Source organism: Amycolatopsis ponsaeliensis, from assembly GCF_030182635.1.
Lineage (GTDB): Bacteria > Actinomycetota > Actinomycetes > Mycobacteriales > Pseudonocardiaceae > Amycolatopsis > Amycolatopsis ponsaeliensis.
Genome location: NZ_JAPZLD010000001.1, coordinates 255,352 through 272,306, shown reverse-complemented (window position 1 = coordinate 272,306; position 16,955 = coordinate 255,352). Strand labels below are relative to the sequence as shown.

Annotated in this window: 19 protein-coding genes; 7 read left to right on the top strand and 12 right to left on the bottom strand. The window is 71.2% G+C overall.

Features of this window, described 5'->3' with window-relative positions:
* Positions 1 to 7: 7 nt before the first annotated feature.
* Positions 8 to 1,666, top strand: coding sequence for a methyltransferase (locus tag QQ657_RS01195; RefSeq protein ID WP_284740117.1), 1,659 nt, complete (start codon positions 8 to 10; stop codon positions 1,664 to 1,666).
* Here the strand turns inward: QQ657_RS01195 and QQ657_RS01190 are convergent.
* Positions 1,650 to 1,898 carry a hypothetical protein gene (locus QQ657_RS01190; RefSeq protein ID WP_284740116.1) on the bottom strand — a complete coding sequence of 83 codons (249 nt, stop codon included), beginning with the start codon at positions 1,896 to 1,898 and terminating at the stop codon, positions 1,650 to 1,652. The two genes, QQ657_RS01195 and QQ657_RS01190, sit on opposite strands and share 17 nt — an antisense overlap.
* On the opposite strand from QQ657_RS01190, the gene QQ657_RS01185 reads away from it, so the two are divergent.
* The gene (locus QQ657_RS01185; protein WP_284740115.1) at positions 1,873 to 2,958 is read left to right on the top strand and encodes an SGNH/GDSL hydrolase family protein; all 1,086 of its coding nucleotides are present in this window, start codon (positions 1,873 to 1,875) and stop codon (positions 2,956 to 2,958) included. The two genes, QQ657_RS01190 and QQ657_RS01185, sit on opposite strands and share 26 nt — an antisense overlap.
* Position 2,959: 1 nt before the next feature.
* Here QQ657_RS01185 and QQ657_RS01180 read toward each other — a convergent pair whose 3' ends face one another.
* The gene (locus QQ657_RS01180; RefSeq protein WP_284740114.1) at positions 2,960 to 5,566 is read right to left on the bottom strand and encodes a hypothetical protein; all 2,607 of its coding nucleotides are present in this window, start codon (positions 5,564 to 5,566) and stop codon (positions 2,960 to 2,962) included.
* 308 nt (positions 5,567 to 5,874) lie between these two features.
* Here QQ657_RS01180 and QQ657_RS01175 point away from each other — a divergent pair, with 308 nt between their 5' ends.
* Entirely contained in the window at positions 5,875 to 7,494 is a 1,620-nt protein-coding gene (locus QQ657_RS01175) for an FAD-dependent monooxygenase (RefSeq protein ID WP_284740113.1), read from the top strand.
* Between the two features lie 94 nt (positions 7,495 to 7,588).
* On the opposite strand, the gene QQ657_RS01170 is transcribed toward QQ657_RS01175, so the two are convergent.
* Genes QQ657_RS01170 through QQ657_RS01160 form a run of 3 tightly spaced genes read right to left on the bottom strand, consistent with a single transcriptional unit; the run spans position 7,589 to position 9,416 of the window.
* The gene (locus tag QQ657_RS01170) at positions 7,589 to 7,999 is read right to left on the bottom strand and encodes an arsenate reductase ArsC (protein ID WP_284740112.1); all 411 of its coding nucleotides are present in this window, start codon (positions 7,997 to 7,999) and stop codon (positions 7,589 to 7,591) included.
* Positions 7,996 to 9,018 (bottom strand): ACR3 family arsenite efflux transporter, encoded by a 1,023-nt coding sequence (arsB, locus tag QQ657_RS01165; RefSeq protein ID WP_284740427.1) that lies wholly within the window; start codon positions 9,016 to 9,018, stop codon positions 7,996 to 7,998. Before arsB ends, QQ657_RS01170 begins: the two co-directional genes overlap by 4 nt.
* Positions 9,019 to 9,053: 35 nt before the next feature.
* Complete coding sequence (locus QQ657_RS01160) at positions 9,054 to 9,416, bottom strand: ArsR/SmtB family transcription factor (RefSeq protein ID WP_284740111.1); 363 nt, start codon at positions 9,414 to 9,416, stop codon at positions 9,054 to 9,056.
* Positions 9,417 to 9,499: 83 nt separating this feature from the next.
* On the opposite strand from QQ657_RS01160, the gene QQ657_RS01155 reads away from it, so the two are divergent.
* Positions 9,500 to 9,955 carry an ArsI/CadI family heavy metal resistance metalloenzyme gene (locus QQ657_RS01155; RefSeq protein WP_284740110.1) on the top strand — a complete coding sequence of 152 codons (456 nt, stop codon included), beginning with the start codon at positions 9,500 to 9,502 and terminating at the stop codon, positions 9,953 to 9,955.
* 46 nt (positions 9,956 to 10,001) lie between these two features.
* Here the strand turns inward: QQ657_RS01155 and QQ657_RS01150 are convergent, their stop codons facing one another.
* Positions 10,002 to 11,213 (bottom strand): GNAT family N-acetyltransferase, encoded by a 1,212-nt coding sequence (locus QQ657_RS01150; protein ID WP_284740109.1) that lies wholly within the window; start codon positions 11,211 to 11,213, stop codon positions 10,002 to 10,004.
* Positions 11,210 to 11,539 (bottom strand): ArsR/SmtB family transcription factor, encoded by a 330-nt coding sequence (locus QQ657_RS01145; protein ID WP_284740108.1) that lies wholly within the window; start codon positions 11,537 to 11,539, stop codon positions 11,210 to 11,212. The genes QQ657_RS01150 and QQ657_RS01145 overlap by 4 nt, the downstream gene beginning before the upstream one ends.
* 135 nt (positions 11,540 to 11,674) lie before the next feature.
* On the opposite strand from QQ657_RS01145, the gene QQ657_RS01140 reads away from it, so the two are divergent.
* The 3 genes from QQ657_RS01140 to QQ657_RS01130 are packed head-to-tail and all read left to right on the top strand — an operon-like array spanning position 11,675 to position 12,944.
* Entirely contained in the window at positions 11,675 to 12,001 is a 327-nt protein-coding gene (locus QQ657_RS01140) for an ArsR/SmtB family transcription factor (protein ID WP_284740107.1), read from the top strand.
* Positions 11,998 to 12,498 (top strand): SRPBCC family protein, encoded by a 501-nt coding sequence (locus QQ657_RS01135; RefSeq protein WP_284740106.1) that lies wholly within the window; start codon positions 11,998 to 12,000, stop codon positions 12,496 to 12,498. Before QQ657_RS01140 ends, QQ657_RS01135 begins: the two co-directional genes overlap by 4 nt.
* Positions 12,495 to 12,944 (top strand): VOC family protein, encoded by a 450-nt coding sequence (locus QQ657_RS01130; protein ID WP_284740105.1) that lies wholly within the window; start codon positions 12,495 to 12,497, stop codon positions 12,942 to 12,944. The genes QQ657_RS01135 and QQ657_RS01130 overlap by 4 nt, the downstream gene beginning before the upstream one ends.
* A 7-nt stretch (positions 12,945 to 12,951) precedes the next feature.
* Here the strand turns inward: QQ657_RS01130 and QQ657_RS01125 are convergent, their stop codons facing one another.
* Genes QQ657_RS01125 through QQ657_RS01105 form a run of 5 tightly spaced genes read right to left on the bottom strand, consistent with a single transcriptional unit; the run spans position 12,952 to position 16,934 of the window.
* The gene (locus QQ657_RS01125) at positions 12,952 to 13,845 is read right to left on the bottom strand and encodes an alpha/beta hydrolase fold domain-containing protein (protein WP_284740104.1); all 894 of its coding nucleotides are present in this window, start codon (positions 13,843 to 13,845) and stop codon (positions 12,952 to 12,954) included.
* Between the two features lie 8 nt (positions 13,846 to 13,853).
* The gene (locus QQ657_RS01120) at positions 13,854 to 14,285 is read right to left on the bottom strand and encodes a DUF3237 family protein (protein WP_284740103.1); all 432 of its coding nucleotides are present in this window, start codon (positions 14,283 to 14,285) and stop codon (positions 13,854 to 13,856) included.
* Entirely contained in the window at positions 14,282 to 14,857 is a 576-nt protein-coding gene (locus tag QQ657_RS01115; protein WP_284740102.1) for a TetR/AcrR family transcriptional regulator, read from the bottom strand. The genes QQ657_RS01120 and QQ657_RS01115 overlap by 4 nt, the downstream gene beginning before the upstream one ends.
* Before the next feature lie 20 nt (positions 14,858 to 14,877).
* Positions 14,878 to 15,744 carry a VOC family protein gene (locus QQ657_RS01110; RefSeq protein ID WP_284740101.1) on the bottom strand — a complete coding sequence of 289 codons (867 nt, stop codon included), beginning with the start codon at positions 15,742 to 15,744 and terminating at the stop codon, positions 14,878 to 14,880.
* 11 nt (positions 15,745 to 15,755) lie between these two features.
* Entirely contained in the window at positions 15,756 to 16,934 is a 1,179-nt protein-coding gene (locus QQ657_RS01105; RefSeq protein WP_284740100.1) for an FAD-dependent oxidoreductase, read from the bottom strand.
* Positions 16,935 to 16,955 lie beyond the last annotated feature (21 nt).

Sequence of the window (16,955 nt, the reverse complement as noted above, 5' to 3'; positions counted from 1 at the left end):
AGTGCCCATGACCGCGACGCTCGCCCCCACGCTCGCACCCGAGGATCTCGACCGCCTCACCACGGCGAGGGACCTCGTCCGCACCAGCGACACCACCACGGTGCTCGCCGCCGCCCTGCCGTCGCTGCCCACCGCCGAACGGGCGGCTTTGGCGGCGCACGCGCCCTTTTCGCACGTCGGGTTGCTCATCTTCCCGAGCACCCTCGACGGGCTCGGCGAAGAACTGGCCCGCCACGGCCTCGAGACGGGGCTGATGAGCCACAGCGTCGTCGTCCGGGACCGGATCGCCCGCCGCTACGGCGTGCCCGCCGACGACCTGACGGTCGGCATCCTGCGCGCCCCGGTGACCGACCACGACGGCCGCCCGTGCGCGCTGGAGATCTTCGTCCTGGTCACGCCGCCGGACCTGGCCCACATCGCCGCCGACGAGCGCCGGCGCGGCCACGAGGACCACTTCGCGCTAGGGGTGCCGCGCGCCGACCCGATCGTCCTCGATGGACTCCGTGCGGCGATCGCCGGGCAGCTGCGCCCGGACGGCGGCGGCTACAACGGGCACGAAGACGCCACTGTGCTGTACTTCCAAGACGCGCACCACCCCGCGCCGGCCTACCGGCGGCTGGAGCTGCTGTACGCGGGCGAGTTCCCGCGGGTGCTCGCCGCGCACCAGCGCGACTCCGAGCCCGGCACGGAACTGCTCGGGCTGCTGACCGGCGCCTGGGCGACGCAGGCCGTCTCGACGGCCGTCGAGCTGCGCCTGCCGGATCACCTGGCCACGACCGCAGACCTCGGCGCCCTGGCCGCGGCGACCGGCACCGACCGCGAGAGCCTCGGCCGGCTCCTGCGGTACCTGGCCACCCTCGGCGTCGTCCGCGCGACGGCGGCGGGGTACGTGCTCACCGAGGTGGGGGCGCTGCTGCGCTCGGACGTCGAAGGCACCATGAGCGCACTCGCCCTGATGTACGGCGGCCCGTTCTACCGGTCCTTCGCCGCGCTCACCGACGCCGTCCGCACCGGCGAGGAGTCGTTCGCGAAGGTCTTCGGCGCGCACCACTTCGCCCACCTGGCCGCGAATCCGGACCTGGCGGACCTGTTCCACCGGTCGATGGCGGCCAGCAACGCGATGTTCGCCGAGCTCACCCGCGTCGCCGACTTCTCGGCCACCCGGGTGGTCGTCGACGTGGCCGGCGGCAACGGCGCGCTGCTGTCCCGCGTCCTCGACGCCCACCCGGCGACCACCGGCGTGCTCATGGACCGCCCGGAGGCCCTGGCCGTCGCCGGCCCGGCACTGGCGAAGCACGCGACGCGCTGCACCCTGGTGGCCGGCGACTTCACGGAAGCCGTTCCCGGTGGCGGTGACGTGTACCTGCTGTCCCGCGTCCTGCACGACTGGGACGACGAGCGGTGCCACACCATTCTCAGCACGTGTGCATCCGGTATGCCGGACGACGCCGAACTCCTGATCGTCGAGCGCCTGCTGCCGGCGGAAAGCGGGACGGCGTCGCTGGCGGTGCCGTGGGACATCCACATGCTCTGCAACGTCGGCGGTCGCGAGCGCACCGAGTCCCACTACCGCGCGCTGCTGGCCGACGCGGGCTTCGAGCTGACCGGCGTCCGCCCGCTGGCGTTGGACGCGTACGTCCTGCGCGCGGTCAAAGCCCCACGATGACGAGGTCCCCGAAATAGCCCTGGCCATTTCCGGCAAGGCGTGGCAATACTGGAACTCCCCCACCGAAGAGGTGATTTCCGGTAATGACAAAGAAGACACTCCTTGCCGTGGCGACCATCATTTCGCTGATTTCGGGCAGTACGAATACGGCCGTCGCGGAAACCGATTCCTCCGCGCACCGGCCGATTTCGGCCTGGTCGCCGAGCATGACGATCGGCGGCCCGAACTTCACCGACCGGACACTGCGGATGGTCGTCCACCCCAGCGTCGGCGGTGACGCGCTACGCGTGCACCTGTCGAACCTGCGCGGCACCACCCCTCTCGTCGTCGGCGGCGTCAGCCTCGCCCTGCAGGCCGGGAAGGCGACCGCCGTCGAAGGATCCCGGCGCACAGTCACGTTCTCGCGCGCGAGAACGCTGACGATCCCGGCGGGGCAGGAGGTCGTCAGCGACCCGGTGGCGCTGCCGGTGCGCGCGGAGCAGAACCTGCTCGTGAGCCTGTACCTGCCCCAGGCCACCAGCTCGGCGACCTGGCACTCCGACGCCTTCGACGTCTCCTACCTCTCGAAGCCGGGCGACCACGCGGCCGACACCGACGACGGGAACTACGTCGCCGCCACGACTTCCTGGTACTACCTGTCCGGTTTGGACGTCGTCTCCCCCGCCGCCACCGGCACCGTGGTGGCCTTCGGCGACTCCATCACCGACGGCTACAACACCCCGGCGAGCGTCTACCACCGCTGGCCTGACGACCTCGCTCGACGGCTGGCCGGGCCGCACCCGACCGCCGTGGTCGACGCCGGGATCGGCGGCAACCGGGTGCTGACCGACGTGCCGAACATCTGGCAGGGCGTCAGCGCGCTCAAGCGGTTCGCCCACGACGCGCTGGCGCAGCCCGGCGTGCGGACCGTGATCCTCATGGAGGGCATCAACGACATCGGGAACAACGCAGGCCCGGACGGCGGCCCGCTCACCGCGCAGCAGCTGATCGACGGCTACCGCGCGCTGATCCGGCAGGCGCACGCGGCCGGGGTGCGGATCCTCGGCGGGACGATGCTGCCGGACAAGGGCGCCGGCTACTACAGCGAACCCGCCGAGGCGATCCGCCAGGCGGCGAACGCGTGGATCCGCACGAGCGGGCAGTTCGACGGCGTCGTCGACTTCGACCGGGCGCTGCAAGACCCCTCCGATCCCGCGGCGCTGCAGGCCGGCTTCGACTCGGGTGATCACCTCCACCCGAACGAAGCCGGCATGCAGGCCATGGCCGACGCGGTCGACCTGCGGCTGCTCTGACTCAAGAAATGCGGAAGCCGTCCACCAGGAAATAGGTTCCGCTCGCTTTGGCAACGGTCAGCGTGTGCCGTCCGGCGGCGAGCCCGGTCACCGAATAAACGGGGACCTGGGTTTGCCGCTGGGCGGTGTTCGCACTGACTGTTCCCTTAGCAACCCCGTCGAGCGTGACGGCGATATCCCCTTCGTCGGAATTCGTCTCGGTGAGGAGACTGATCCCGGTCCCGGTGAAGGTGATCGACGCCGCATCGCCGTTCTGCTGGGTGTAGTGCACGCCGTTCTCGAGGTCGCCGTAGGTCCGCGAACCGCTCGAGGCCCAGCTCCCGGTGTAGGCGATCCGCAGATCGTCGTCGTCGAGCACCTTGCCCGGCGGGGTACCCGGCCCGGCCGCGTCGATGATCGACTGGGCCGCGGGCGGCCAGCGGCCGTCGGTGACCACAGTGGACGGTTCGAGGTCGATGTCCGTGCCGTTGTTGTTGTAGCGGTCGGTGTCGGTGAAGTTGCCGTGGATGGAGTCGTCGTGGATGGTCGGCGTCCACAGGTTCAGCCACAGCGAGCCGTTGCTGAACTTCACCACGTTGTCGTGGGTGTTCCACAGCGAGCTGCCCTCGTCGTGGTAGATCATGTTGCAGCCGTTGACGCATTCGCCGAGCACGTTGCCGGCGAACTCGGAACCCGATGCCTGGCCGCCGAGGGTGTAGATCGGGCCGCCGTCGAACAGCACGCCCATCACGCTGTGCACGTGGTTGCCGACGACGTGGTTGCCGCCGGTGTAGGTCGTGCCGTGCAGGCACGGGTCGGGCAGGCCCTGCTTGGCCTGCAGGGCGCAGCTCGACGCCCAGCCCCAGCCCCAGCCGATCGACACGCCCGAGTACGGCGTGTAGCCGATGTCGTTGTGGGACAACGTGGTCCCGCGGCTGTGGCCGACCCAGACGCCGACGGCGTCCTGGTACTCCTGCCCCGGCCGCTGGATGATGTTGCCGGCGACGGTGTTGCCGCTGGTCATCAGCGACGGCTGGGTCTGGTAGTAGTCGTCGACCTCCCCGACGTCGACGCCGCTGCCGCCGATGTCGGTGATCGAGCTGCCGGACACCGTCGAGTCCTGGGTCTGGTCGGCGAGGTCGATGCCGCTGGTCCCGGTGTGCTGCACGGTGACGCCGGTGAAGGCGATCCGCGCGCCGCGGTGCACCTGCACGGCGGCGGGGATCCGGGTCGGCGCCCGGGTGGCCGGGTCCCACAGGATCCCGGCCTGGTTGTCGATGTAGCCCGCGGTGCTCGGAGCGGTCCAGGTCGTGTAGGCGAAGGTGATGCCTTCGAAAGCGATGTCGTGCACCGGCGCGACGACGTCGGGGATGACGGTGACGGCGTCGATCAGCAGGTAGTCACCGCCGGCCTTGACCACGCGGACGGTGTGCTTGCCCTTGGCCAGCCCGGTGACCGAGACGACGGCCTGCTGCGCGAGGCGCTCGTCGCTCTTGGCCGACACCGTCTGCTTCTTGACGTCATCGATGTAGACGTCGATGTCGCCTTCATCCGAGTTCGTCTCGGTCAGCACCTGGATTCCGGTGCCGGTGAAGGAGTAGCTGAAGGCGTCGCCGTTGGTCTGGGTGTAGTGGACGTCGGCGCCGAGGTCGCCCAGGTGCCGGCCGCTCGAGTAGTTCCAGGCGCCGGTGTAGGTCGCGCGCCAGTCGGTGTCGTTGAGCGGCGCGAGGTGCCCGGGGGTGCCGGCCAGGTCGAGCAGTTCCGGCGCGACGGGCAGTTCGACGTCGGCCTTGGCGAGGTCCTCGCCGGGCCGGGGCACGTAGTAGAGGAACCCGGCGTCGCCGTCGAGGTAGAACTGGCCGGGGGTGCCGAGCAGCTGGTAGGCGTTCTCGAGCCAGGTCACGCGGTCGAGGCTCGGCAGGCCGGCGCCGTTGAACGGGAAGCTGGGGTTGGGGACCGAGGTGTGGTTGTTGGTCCAGCACCCCGGGTCGACGGTCAGCGCCGAGCCGCCCGACGCGCCGGGCGTGATGGAGGCCAGCGGGCAGCGCAGCTGCTTCCAGCCGTTGTTCGCGACCACCTCGACCCGGGCGGCGTTCGTCCAGGACGTGGAGGACGCGTCGGCGGTGGTGAACCCGGTGGCGGACACGGAGAACCCGCCCGGGTCCTGGGCGGTGCGGGCGCGCACCGCGCGGACGCCGTTCACGAACAGCTCCCGGCTCGCGGTCCCCTTCGGCACGGGCGCGCGGTAGATGTTCTTCGCGGCGTCGGTCTTCCGGAAGCCGCCGACCTTCAGGGCGCCGCTGAAGACCGGCGTCTGGCCGGGGGCCGCGCGGTAGACGACGCGGTGTCCCGGCCGGCCGGAGTCCTGCACGCCCAGCCGCAGCGGCGTGGTCAGCGAGTAGGTACCGCCACGCAGTTCGACGACGACGTCCCCGGCGGCCCGCGGGACGAGCTCGCGGACGCGGTCGCGGGCCGTGGCGAGGTCGCACGGGGCGGCGGAGCTGCAGGCGGAGCCGTGACCGGACGGGGCGGCGTAGAGGACGTCCGGAGGTCTTCCGGGAGTGGCGCCGACAGCCGCGACAACGGCTGCGGCGGTGACCAGGTGCGCGACGACGGTGGCGATTCGCATCGGAGATCTCCGGCGGGGTCAGCGGACAAACATCAGATGAATATAGCTCGGAGTCTTGGGTTGCGGGACACCTGATTTCGACTCGGTCGACCGTCTGATCCGGGCAGATGCCGGGCTTGCGGCCCGAATGGGACATTGCAGGACAGGATCCGCCGCCGCTCTTGACAGTGCAGAGTTCCTACCTTTGGCTGTCCTGCGCCGAGCTGGACGACAGTGCCGCTGTGGGACCCGATCACTCCCGGCCGAACCCACCGGCACTCACGTACCCTGCGCGATGACGATCACGCCGACCCGCGGGGAGCCTCGCCATGACGAGCAGCACCGAGCACGTGGAGACCACCGAGGTCGTCATCGCCGGCGGCGGCCCGGTCGGGCTGACCCTCGCCCACGAACTCGGCTCCCGCGGGATCGGCTGCGTCCTGCTCGAACCGCGGCCGGAGCCGAGCCTCGCTTCCCCGCGGTGCAAGCAGATGAATCCCCGCTCGATGGAGATCTTCCGGCGCCTGGGCATCGCCGACGCCGTCCGCGGCAACGCGCGCCTGCCCTTCGGGTGGTCGGACTCGGCGGTCTTCTGCACCGCGCTCACCGGGCATCGGCTGGAACGCTTCGACGGCGTCTTCGCCCTCAGCGACGTCCAGCGACCGGACCTGGCCGAACCCGCGCTGTGGTGCGCGCAGAACCACGTCGAAGAGGCCTTGCGCGACACCCTCACGCGGCGCGAGACGGTCAGCGCGCGCTGGGGTTGGACCCTGACCGGCCTCGAACAGGACGCCACCGGCGTCACCGCCACCGCGACGGACGACGCGGGCCGGGAGCGCGTCGTGCGGGGCCGCTACCTGGTCGGCGCCGACGGTGCCCGCAGCGCCGTGCGGCGGGCCTGCGACATCCCGCTGACCGGGCGGAGCCACGAAATCCGGAACGTGCAGGTGATCTTCGACGCGCCGGGGCTGTCCGCCCGCCACCGGCTGGGCCGCGCCGTGCAGTACTGGGTCGTCAACCCCGAAGTCAACGGCCTGATGGGCATGCTGACCACCGAAGACCTGTGGTGGGCCATCATCATCAACGCCCGCGAAGACGCCGACGCCGCGTGGTACGAGCGGGCGGTCCACCGCATGATCGGCGCCGAAGAGCCCATCACCGTCACCGCGACCGATCCCTGGACCGCCCGGATGCTGGTGGCCGACCGCTACCGGGAGGGCCGCTGTTTCCTCGCCGGCGACGCCGCCCACCAGAACCCGCCGTGGGGCGGATTCGGTGCCAACACGGGCATCGGGGACGCCGCCGACCTCGGCTGGAAGCTCACGGCCGCGCTGCGCGGGTGGGCCGGCGACGGCCTGCTCGACTCCTACGAGACCGAACGCCGTCCCATCGCCCGGCGCGCGATCGCCGAGGCCGAGCGGAACATGCGGGTGCTGACCGGAGAGCTCGCCGTGCCGGGCCTGGACGGCGACGGACCGGACGGCCGGGCCCTGCGCGCCAAGACGGCGGAGCTGATCCGGCAGGCCAAGACCGCCGAGATGTACACCGTGGGTTTCGTGCTCGGCACCGCGTACTCGGGCTCGCCGATCGTCCTCCCCGACGACGGCCCCGCGCCGGCGTCCACCGGGACGGAGTACCGGCCGTCCGGTGCCCCGGGCAACCGGCTGCCGCACCAGTGGCTCAGCCGGAACCGGTCACTCCAGGACGAGCTCGGCCCCGGCTTCACGCTCCTGGAGATCGCGGCACCGCCGGCACCGGAATGGGAACCCGCCGCGGCGGAGGCCGGCGTGCCGTTGACCCGGTACCGGCTCAACCGGCCGGACCTGCACGGTCTTTACGCGGCCCGGTATGTCTTGGTGCGGCCCGATGGGTACATCGCGTGGCGCGGCGAGGCCTCTCCTGGTGACCCGCGGGCGGTGCTGGACCACGCTCGGGGACAGCACGGCTGACGATCGGTGAGGCCGCGTCCGCTTCACGCCTGCGCGGCCAGCAGCTCCCGCAGGCGGGACAGCACGACTGCCCCTCGGCGAGGTGACGCCCGGTTCACGCCTGCGCGGCCAGCAGCTCGGCGAGCAGCTCCCGCACCCGGCGATCGATCTCGTCCCGGATCGGCCGGACGGCCTCGATGCCCTTGCCCGCGGGGTCGTCGAGCTGCCAGTCCAGATAGCGCTTGCCGGGGAAGATCGGGCAGGCGTCGCCGCAGCCCATGGTGATCACGACGTCGGCGGCCTCGACCGCGTCCGTCGTCAGCTTCTTCGGGACCTCCTGGGAGAGATCTAGGCCGATCTCGGTCATCGCCTCGCGGACGGCGGGGTTGATGCTGTCGGCCGGCGCGGAGCCGGCCGAGCGGACGTCGACCGCGCCGTGGGCGTGGTGGGCCAGCAGCGCTGCGGCCATCTGAGAACGGCCGGCGTTGTGCACGCAGACAAAGAGAACCTCGGGCTTGCGAGTCATCGAGAACTCCCGGCGAAGCGGCGCCGCAGCGCGAGGGAAACGTACACGAGGGCGACGAGCACGGGCACTTCGATCAGCGGCCCGACGACCCCGGCGAGTGCCTGCCCGCTCGTGGCCCCGAAGGTCGCGATGGCCACGGCGATGGCCAGCTCGAAGTTGTTGCCCGCAGCAGTGAACGCGAGCGTCGTCGTCCGTTCGTAGGACAGGCCGACGGCTTTGCCGAACGCGTAGGAACCGGCCCACATCAGTCCGAAGTAGACCAACAGCGGCACGGCGATCCGGACCACGTCCAGCGGTCGCGCGGTGATCTGTTCTCCTTGCAGGGCAAAGAGAATCACGATCGTGAACAACAGGCCGTAGAGCGCGACCGGGCCGATCTTCGGCAGGAACCGCGTCTCGTACCAATCCCGGCCTCGAGCACGTTCGCCGAAGCGCCGGGTCAGGTACCCGGCGACCAACGGGATGCCGAGGAAGATCAGCACACTCTTCGCGATCTGCCACCCGGACACCGCCAGGTCGGCTTGCGGGAGACCGAGCCAGCCCGGCAGGACCGAGAGGTAGAACCAGCCCAACAGCCCGAACGCGACGACCTGGAACACCGAGTTCAGCGCGACCAGCACGGCGGCGGCTTCACGATCGCCGCAGGCGAGGTCGTTCCAGATGATCACCATGGCGATGCACCGAGCAAGGCCGACGATGATCAGCCCGGTCCGATACTCCGGCAGGTCCGGCAGCAACAGCCGCGCGAGGGCGAACATCAACGCCGGTCCGACGACCCAGTTCAGCACCAGCGACGGCCACAACAGCCGCCGGTCCCGGGTGACGGTGCCGAGGCGGTCGTAGCGGACCTTCGCCAGCACCGGGTACATCATCACCAGCAGCCCGAGCGCGATCGGGAGCGAAATCCCGTCGATCCGGACCGCGGAGAGTGCGGTGTTCAGGCCGGGAATCGAGCGGCCGGCCAGCAGTCCGGCGACCATGGCGACCGCGATCCAGACCGGCAGCAGCTTGTCCATCATGGACAGACGGGGTGCCGTCCCAGCATCGACGGCGGTCACGCCGTGACTGCTTCGCCGGTGGTGGTCAGCACCGCCGACAGCCGCGTCAGCACCTCAGGGTGCACGCGGTAGTAGATCCAGGTGCCGCGCCGGTCGCCGGTGATCAGCCCGGACTCGCGCAGGACCTTCAGGTGATGGGAGATGGTCGGACCGGTCAGGTCGAACGCGTCCGTCAGGTCGCAGACGCACGCCTCGCCGCCCGCGTGGGAGGCGATCAGCGACAGCAGCCGCAGCCGAACCGGGTCCGCCATCGCCTTGAACAGGTGCGACAGCTCGACCGCCTGGTCCTGCGTCAGCGGCTCCCGGGCCAGGGGCGCGCAGCAGGCGTCCATCGCGACGAGCGGCAGTTGCTTCGACATGCCTCTATATTGACAGACTTGTATATAGAGAGCAATCTAAGTTCGTCTGGTTAGACAGTCATCTATTCAAGGAGGCGGCAAGGATGTCCAGGGTGCAACTGGCGCTGCGGGTCGGCGACCTCAAGGGCTCGATCGACTTCTACTCCAAGCTCTTCGGCACCGAACCGGCCAAGCTCCGGCCGGGCTACGCGAACTTCGCCGTCGAGGAGCCCGCGTTGAAGCTGGTCCTGCTCGAAGGCGAACCCGGCCAGGAGACGGTGATGGACCACCTCGGCGTGGAGGTCGAGTCGACCGACCAGGTCAACGCGGCCACCCAGCGACTCACCGGCGAAGGCCTCGAGACGCTCACCGAGGACGACACGACGTGCTGCTACGCGGTGCAGGACAAGGTGTGGGTGCACGGACCCGGCAAGGAGCCCTGGGAGGTCTACACGGTCAAGGGCGACTCGACGACCTACGGCACCGACAGCGCCGCGCTGGTCACCCCGGCGACGTGCTGCACGAGCGACGCCGCCAAGCCCGAGGGCTGCTGCAACTGAGGACGGACGCCGGTGCGCAATCGAGGGGCGCACCGGCTCCACTCCCCTACGTGCCGACGCAGATGCTGCGCCGCTCGATCATGACGACATCGCGCCAGGCACCGTGATGCCGGCCCACCCGTTCCCGCACGCCGATCTCCCGGAACCCGGCTCGGCGATGGAGTGCCCGGCTGGCGGTGTTCTCCGGGAACACGCCGCTCTGGATCGTCCAGATACCCGCCTTCTCGGTCGAGGCGATCAACGCCGCCAGCAGAGCCTGCCCGACTCCGCGGCCACGAGCCTCGGCTTCGACGTACACGCTGTGCTCGACAACGCCTTCGTAGACGCACCGCGAGGACACAGCGGTGATCGCGGCCCAGCCGAGCACCCGCCCCGCCGGATCGAGGGCGACCAGCCGATGGTCCGGAAGATGGGCAGCATCCCAGGTCTTCCAGTCGGGCGCGACGATCTCGAAGCTCGCCTGCCCGGTGTCGAGCCCGGCCTGGTAGATCGCCAGCACTTGGCCCGCGTGCTCGGACGTCATCGCCACGACCGGGATCGGTTTGGTGGCGCGGATAATCGCGGAGTGGAGCTTGTCGCCGACCTCGTGGGTCAGTTCGATCTCGACATCGGCAAGCCCGGCTTCGAGCAGCAGGGTCCGGTAGCGCTCCGCGGTAAGCGCGCCGCCGAGGCACTCGACCGCACCGGCCCGCGCCGCGCGTTCGGCGTCGGTGAGCGTGTCGTCGGCCAGGATGTCGGTGACACCGAGGCGCCCACCGGCGCGCAGGACGCGGGCGATCCCGGCGAACACGGCGGGCTTGTCGGGCGAGAGCGCGATGACGCAGTTGGAGATGACGACGTCGACCGAGGCGTCCGGCAGCGGAATCTGCTCGATGGTGCCCTTGACGAACTCGACGTTGGTCACGCCGGCCCGCTCGGCGTGCCGGCGGGCGAGGGCGAGCATGTCGTCGGTCATGTCCAGGCCGATCGCCCGCCCGTCCGGCCCGACGCGGCGCGCGGACAGCAGGACGTCCAGCCCGCCGCCGGACCCGAGATCGAGCACGGTCTCACCAGACTTCAGCTCGGCGACGGCGAGAGGGTTGCCACAGCCGAGGCTGGTCGCGGTCACCTCGGCGGGGAGTTCCGAGTCGAGGTAGTGGACCGCGCCCAGGCGGTCGGCGTCTCCGTCGCCGGTGAGCATGCCGGTTCCCTCGCCGGCCAGGGCTCGCTGGGCGGCAGTGGCGTACCGGTCACGGACCGCATCACGGTCGGGGTTCATCCGGCCACCTCTTCGGCTTCGGCGAACGGCCGGACACCCCGGCCCATGACGACGTCGGCCGCGCTCGGGAAGCACGAGACGCACTCCTGGTTGACCCGGTAGAGCCGGGCGGTCCCGCGTGGCTCGACGAGCACGAACCCGACGCCGGCCAGGATTTTCAGGTGCGCGGAGACGGTGGACTGCCCGACGCTGACCTGCTCGACGACCTCCCCCACCGTCATCGGCCCGCCGGCCTCGGCGAGCAGGTTGACGATCTGCACGCGCGTCGGGTCGGCGAGCGCGCGAAACCATCCGGCGTAGATCTGGGCGGCATCCCGGCTCAGCACGGCAGCTCCTTCCATCGGTCATCGACGATAGACGATGAAGGGGGCGCGCGAAACCCCAGCCCGTTGGACACACCGCTTGACACCGCTCTGAACAGCCTATATAAACCAATCGGTTACAAAACCGAAAGGTTATCAATGGGCACGAGCACCACCCTGGACGCGACCTTCGCAGCACTCGCGGACCCCACCCGGCGGGCCATCCTCGCCCGGCTCGCGACCGGCGACGCCACCGTCACCGAACTCGCCGCCCCCTTCGCGATGAGCCAGCCCGCCGTGTCGAAACACCTCCGGGTGCTCGAGCGTGCCGGGCTGGTGAAACGCGGCCGGGACGCCCAGCGGCGGCCGTGTCACCTGGTGGCCGAACCGCTGAAAGCCGCCACCGCCTGGCTGGCCGGCTACCGGGACTACTGGGAAGCCAGCTACCGGCAGCTCGACGACCTCCTGAAGGACCTGCAACCGTGACGCCCCCGCTCCGGAGCCCGGGACTCCAGGTCACCGAAGCGGGCGACACCGGGCTCGTGCTCACCCGGTCCTTCGCCGCTCCCGCCGACCTCGTCTTCGCCGCCCTCACGCAGCCCGAACTGTTGCGGCGCTGGCACGGCGCCCGCGGCTGGCGCCTGGCCGGCTGCGAAGTCGACCTGCGGCCCGGGGGCGCCTGGCGGTTCGTCTCCCACGGGCCCGGCGGCGCGGAAATGGAGATGTACGGCGAATTCCGCGAAGTCGAGCCGCCCGCGCGGCTCGTGCAGACCGAGATCCACCGCGGCTGGCCCGAAGGCGCCGCGCTCGTCACCACCGTCCTGGCCGAGACCGGTGGCCACACCACCATGACCGTCGCCGTGCGGTACCCGTCGGCGGAAATCCGCGACCAGGTCGTGCGCACCCCGATGCGACGCGGTGCCGGCGAATCCTACGACCGCCTCAGTTCCCTGCTCGACCACGAGAAACGAGACCACTCATGACCGACCCCGCCACCAAGATCCCCGACGCCTCCGAGGTCATCAACGCGCCCGGGAACCCGCCCGTGCCCCCGGGCGCGTTCCTGCTCGAACTCGTCCCGGTGCCGGTCGCGGACCTCGACCGGGCCATCGCCTTCTACCGGGACCAGGCCGGCTTCGCCCTCGACGTCGACGTCCGCCCGGCCGAGGGCGTCCGCATCGTGCAGCTCACCCCGCCCGGCTCGGCCTGCTCGATCTCCCTCACCGAGGGCGTCCAGCCCCTCGCCCTGCCGCCGGGCGCGATGCGCGGGCTGCACCTGGTGGTCGCCGACATCGAGCAGGCGCGCGCCCAGCTCGTCGAGCGCGGGGTCGAGGTCGGCCCCGTCGAAGACATGGGCGGCGTGCTCTACGCCTACTTCGCCGACCCGGACGGCAACACCTGGTGCCTGCAGCACATGCCCTGGCGCTGACGCGCCGTCACCCGCTCACCGCGCGTTCGACGTGCAGGGCCAGGAACGCGTACACCCGCCGGACCAGCTCGGGTTCTCCGCTCATGAGGTCGTACCCGTGGTCGACGCCCCGGATGTCGTAGTGCTCCACCAGCGCACCGGCCTCCGCGAGCTTGCCGGCGTAGGTGACGGCTTCGGCGCGCAGCCGGTCGTGCTCGCAGGTGATCACCAGCGCGGGCGCGATCCCCGCCAAGCCGTCACCGTTGCTCCCCCACGCCGGGGACGCCAGCGGGTCCGTGCGGCGGGCGGCGTCGGGGATGTAGGCGGTGTCGAAGACCTCCCCCATCCACGGCCGGATCACGACGCCCGGCGACGCGGGTTTGGCCGCGGCCGGGGTGACCAGGTCGAGCGGCGGATAGTGCAGCACCTGCAACGCGATCTCCGGCCCGCCCTCGCGCAGCGCGAGCCGGGACGCCGCGGCCGCCAGTGAGCCGCCGGCACTCTGCCCGCCGACGCAGAGCCGCGCGCCCTCCCACTCGCGCTCGGGCGCGGCCGCCCACGTCAGCGCGTCGAAGACCTGTTCGCACGGCACGGGAAACCGCCGTGCCGGCGCGAGCGCGTAGTCGACGTTGACCACGAACACCCCGGCGTGCTCGGCGAGGTACCGGCACAGCGGGTCGTCCCCGATCGGGCCGCCCACCACGAACCCGCCGCCGTGGGCGTTGACGTACACACCCTGGGCACCCTTCCGCGGGCGGTAGAGGGTGGCGGGCATCGGCCCGTGCCGGGTCGGCACCGTGATTTCCGTGGTACGGGCGGGAATCTCGGGGAACAGCGGCCGCGGCTTGATCGCGCGGGCGGCGGCCGCCCCCATCAGGCGGGCCACGCCGTCGGCGACGAACGGCTTCGACAGGATCGACACGGGCGACCTCACTTCACGCGGATCTGGTGGAACTCGAGCGAAACCCCGAGCGGCCGGGCGCCCTCCAGCATGGGGATGAGCGTGCCGACGAGAACGGCGTCGTTGAGCCAGGAGTACGGGCCTTCGGGCGCTTCGATGCGCGGCGTCGTGACGATGCCCTGCGCGGTGAAGGCGCCGGTGTTGGTCACCGTGAGCACGACGCCGTCGTCGGTGCGGATCAGGTACTTCGCCGTCACCGCGGCGACGCCGTCACCCCGCACGACACTCCAGTCCGCGCCGATGCCGAGCACTTCTCCGGTGATCCGCGGGCCGGTGACGGTGCCGCCGGTGATCGGGATGACCCGGCGGTGCCCGGTCGGTGTCACTCCCGCGTCGATCGGTTCGGAAATCAGGACTTCCAGCCGTGCCACCAGATCCATCGCGAGTTCGGGGTGGGTCACCGGTCCCCTTCCGGAAGTCCGCCGAAGGTGTGCATGAGCCGGACGAGGCGGTCGGTCAGCTTTTCGGGATCGAGGGGGTCTTCGTCGCTGAGAAGCCAGGCGTTGATCAGCGCGCCGGCGCCGCCGGTGACGAACACCGCGAGGTCGTCCGCCGTCGCGGCGGGCACCTGGTCACCGAAGAGCGCCCGGATCACCTGGCGGTTGCCCGGCGCGAGCAGGTCGGTCAGGGCGGTGGTCAGCGCGAAGGCGCACGGGCCGGTGAGCAGGGCGCGGTAGAACGCGCGGTGGGCGGCGAAGTGCCGGGCCGTGGCGAGCACGGCGGCCCGGCCCGACTCCTCGCCGAACACCAGTTCCCGCCGGGCGAGGTCGATCGCCGCCGCGACCAGCAGCGCGTCCCGGTCGGCGAAGTGCAGGTAGACGAGCTGCCGGCTGACCCCGGCGGCCTCGGCGAGGTCGGTGACCGGGACGTTCGCGCTGCCGCGCCCGGACACCAGCTCGACCGCGGCCGCGAACAGCGCCGCGCGCGAACGCACAGCGCGGAGTTCGCGCCCGTCGGTCGTGTCGATGCTCACCTGAACTTTATAGACAGGTGTCAAAGAACTGGCAAGAGGCCGCCCCCGGTGAACCGCAGCAGGTTTCCCGACGGGTCCCGCACCCGCAGCACGTCCGCCGCAAGCTCGTGCGGGTAGCCCGCCGCGGAGAGCCGGCCGGCCAGCTCGCGCACGTCGGCTGCCTCGGGGAGCACCAGATCGACGCCGACGAGGTGGGCACTGTCCTCGGGCGCGGGCTCACCCCCGGCCGGGCTGAACCGGTTGGTGAAGACCAGCAGCGCGCGGTGCTCGACGACCCCGACCGCGAGGAACATGGTTCCCAGGCGGCCCTCGACGGCGAAGCCGAGCAGGTCGCAGTAGAACGGCTCCGTGGCCGCCAGCTCCGGGTCGGTCACCTTGAGCTGGACGTGCCCCAGCTCGGTGCCCGCCGGAAGGCCCTCGAACGGCAGTTCCCAGCCGGGTTCGCCGGAGAAGTCCGTCATGGCCAAGGGATCGGCGACGAGCACCGGCCGGCCGTCCTGCCAGCGCCACTCCTCCCGCGGCCGGGCGGAGGTGACTTCGACGCAGTGACCGTCCGGGTCCACGACGTAACACGAGCGCGCGACGACGTGATCCGTCAGCTGGAATTCGGTGTGCCGGGCCGTGTAGTGCCGGACGAACCGGGCCAGGTCCGCCGCGGTGGGCACTTGCGGCGCGAAGTGGCTGAGGCCGCTGCCCGACGACGGCGGCGGCCCCGCCCCGGGGCGCTCGCGCAAGACGACGAACGCACGCTCGGGCACGCCCAGCCGGGCACCGTCTTCGCCGCGGTCGAGCAGGCGCAGGCCGATGTCGCGCGTGTAGTACTCCACGCTGCGGCCGAGGTCGGCGACCGTCAGTTCGACGGCGCCCAGTGCCAGGTTTCCGTCCATCGGACGCTCCTTCATTTCGTGCGGCTCCCCGCCGCGAACACGCGCTCGAACGGCCGGGTCAGCCGCGAAACGAGGCCCATGGTCCGGAAGAACCAGATGATCTTCCGCGGCGGGCGGTCGGCGAACATCAGGTCGAGGCCCTTTTGCGACGCGGCCGCGGACTTGGCCGCCCGGGGGAACATCGTCTTCTCGTAGACCGCGAGTGCGGTGTCGAGGTCGTCGTGGCCCAGGATCGCCCGGGCGAGATCGGCTCCGTCGATCAGCGCGAGGTTGGCCCCTTCGCCGGCGAACGGCGACATCAGGTGCGCCGCGTCGCCGACGACCGTCACCCCGGGGACCCGGTCCCAGGTGAGCCCGATCGGCAGGGCGTGGATCGGGCGCGGCCAGATCGTGTCGTCGCAGTCGCGGATCAGCCCGGTCAGGGACGGGTCCCAATCGGTGAACCGGCTCAGCAGCGCCTCGCGGGCCGCGGCCGGGGACTCCCAGTCGATCCCGCCGGCGGAGACCCAGTCTTCGGGGACGCGGAAGCCGCAGCCGAGGGCGATGGTGTCCCCGCCGTGCCCGCCGAGGTACTTGCCGTCCGAGAGCGCGAAAAGGCTGCCCCGGCCGGTCAGGGCGAGCGCGTCCGGGTGCGCGGTGGCCGCGTCGGAGAGGCGGATCTCGACGATGGTGATCCCGGTGTACGCGGGCTTGCCCGGCGTCAGCAGGGCCCGGATCTTCGACCACGCGCCGTCGGCTCCGACGACCAGATCGGCGGACACCGTGGTGCCGTCGGCGAACTCCAGTTCGTGCCCCGGCCGCGTGGCGACGACCTTGCGTCCCCAGGCGACGGTGCCCGGCTCGAGCGAGTCGATGAGCAGCTGCCGCAAGGCTTTCCGGTCGATCTCCGGCCGGCCGCGGCCGCCGGGCGGCTCCGGGTGGTCGACGTGGACCCGGGCGTTCTTGTCGAGCACGCGGACGGCTTCCCCGCCGGCGTGCGTGCGTTCGCGGAACGCCTCGAGCAGGCCGGCCTCGGCGAGCGCGACCTGCCCGGTGTCGGCGTGGATGTCGAGCGAGCCGCCCTGCTGGCGGGCGGCCGCCGTGGCGTCCGCTTCGTAGACGGTGACGGCCCTCCCGCCGCGCTGGAGGATTCGCGCGCAGACCAGTCCGCTCAGGCCTGCGCCGACGATCGCGATGCTGGGTGTCGGCATGGGTTCCGTCCTCTCTCTCGT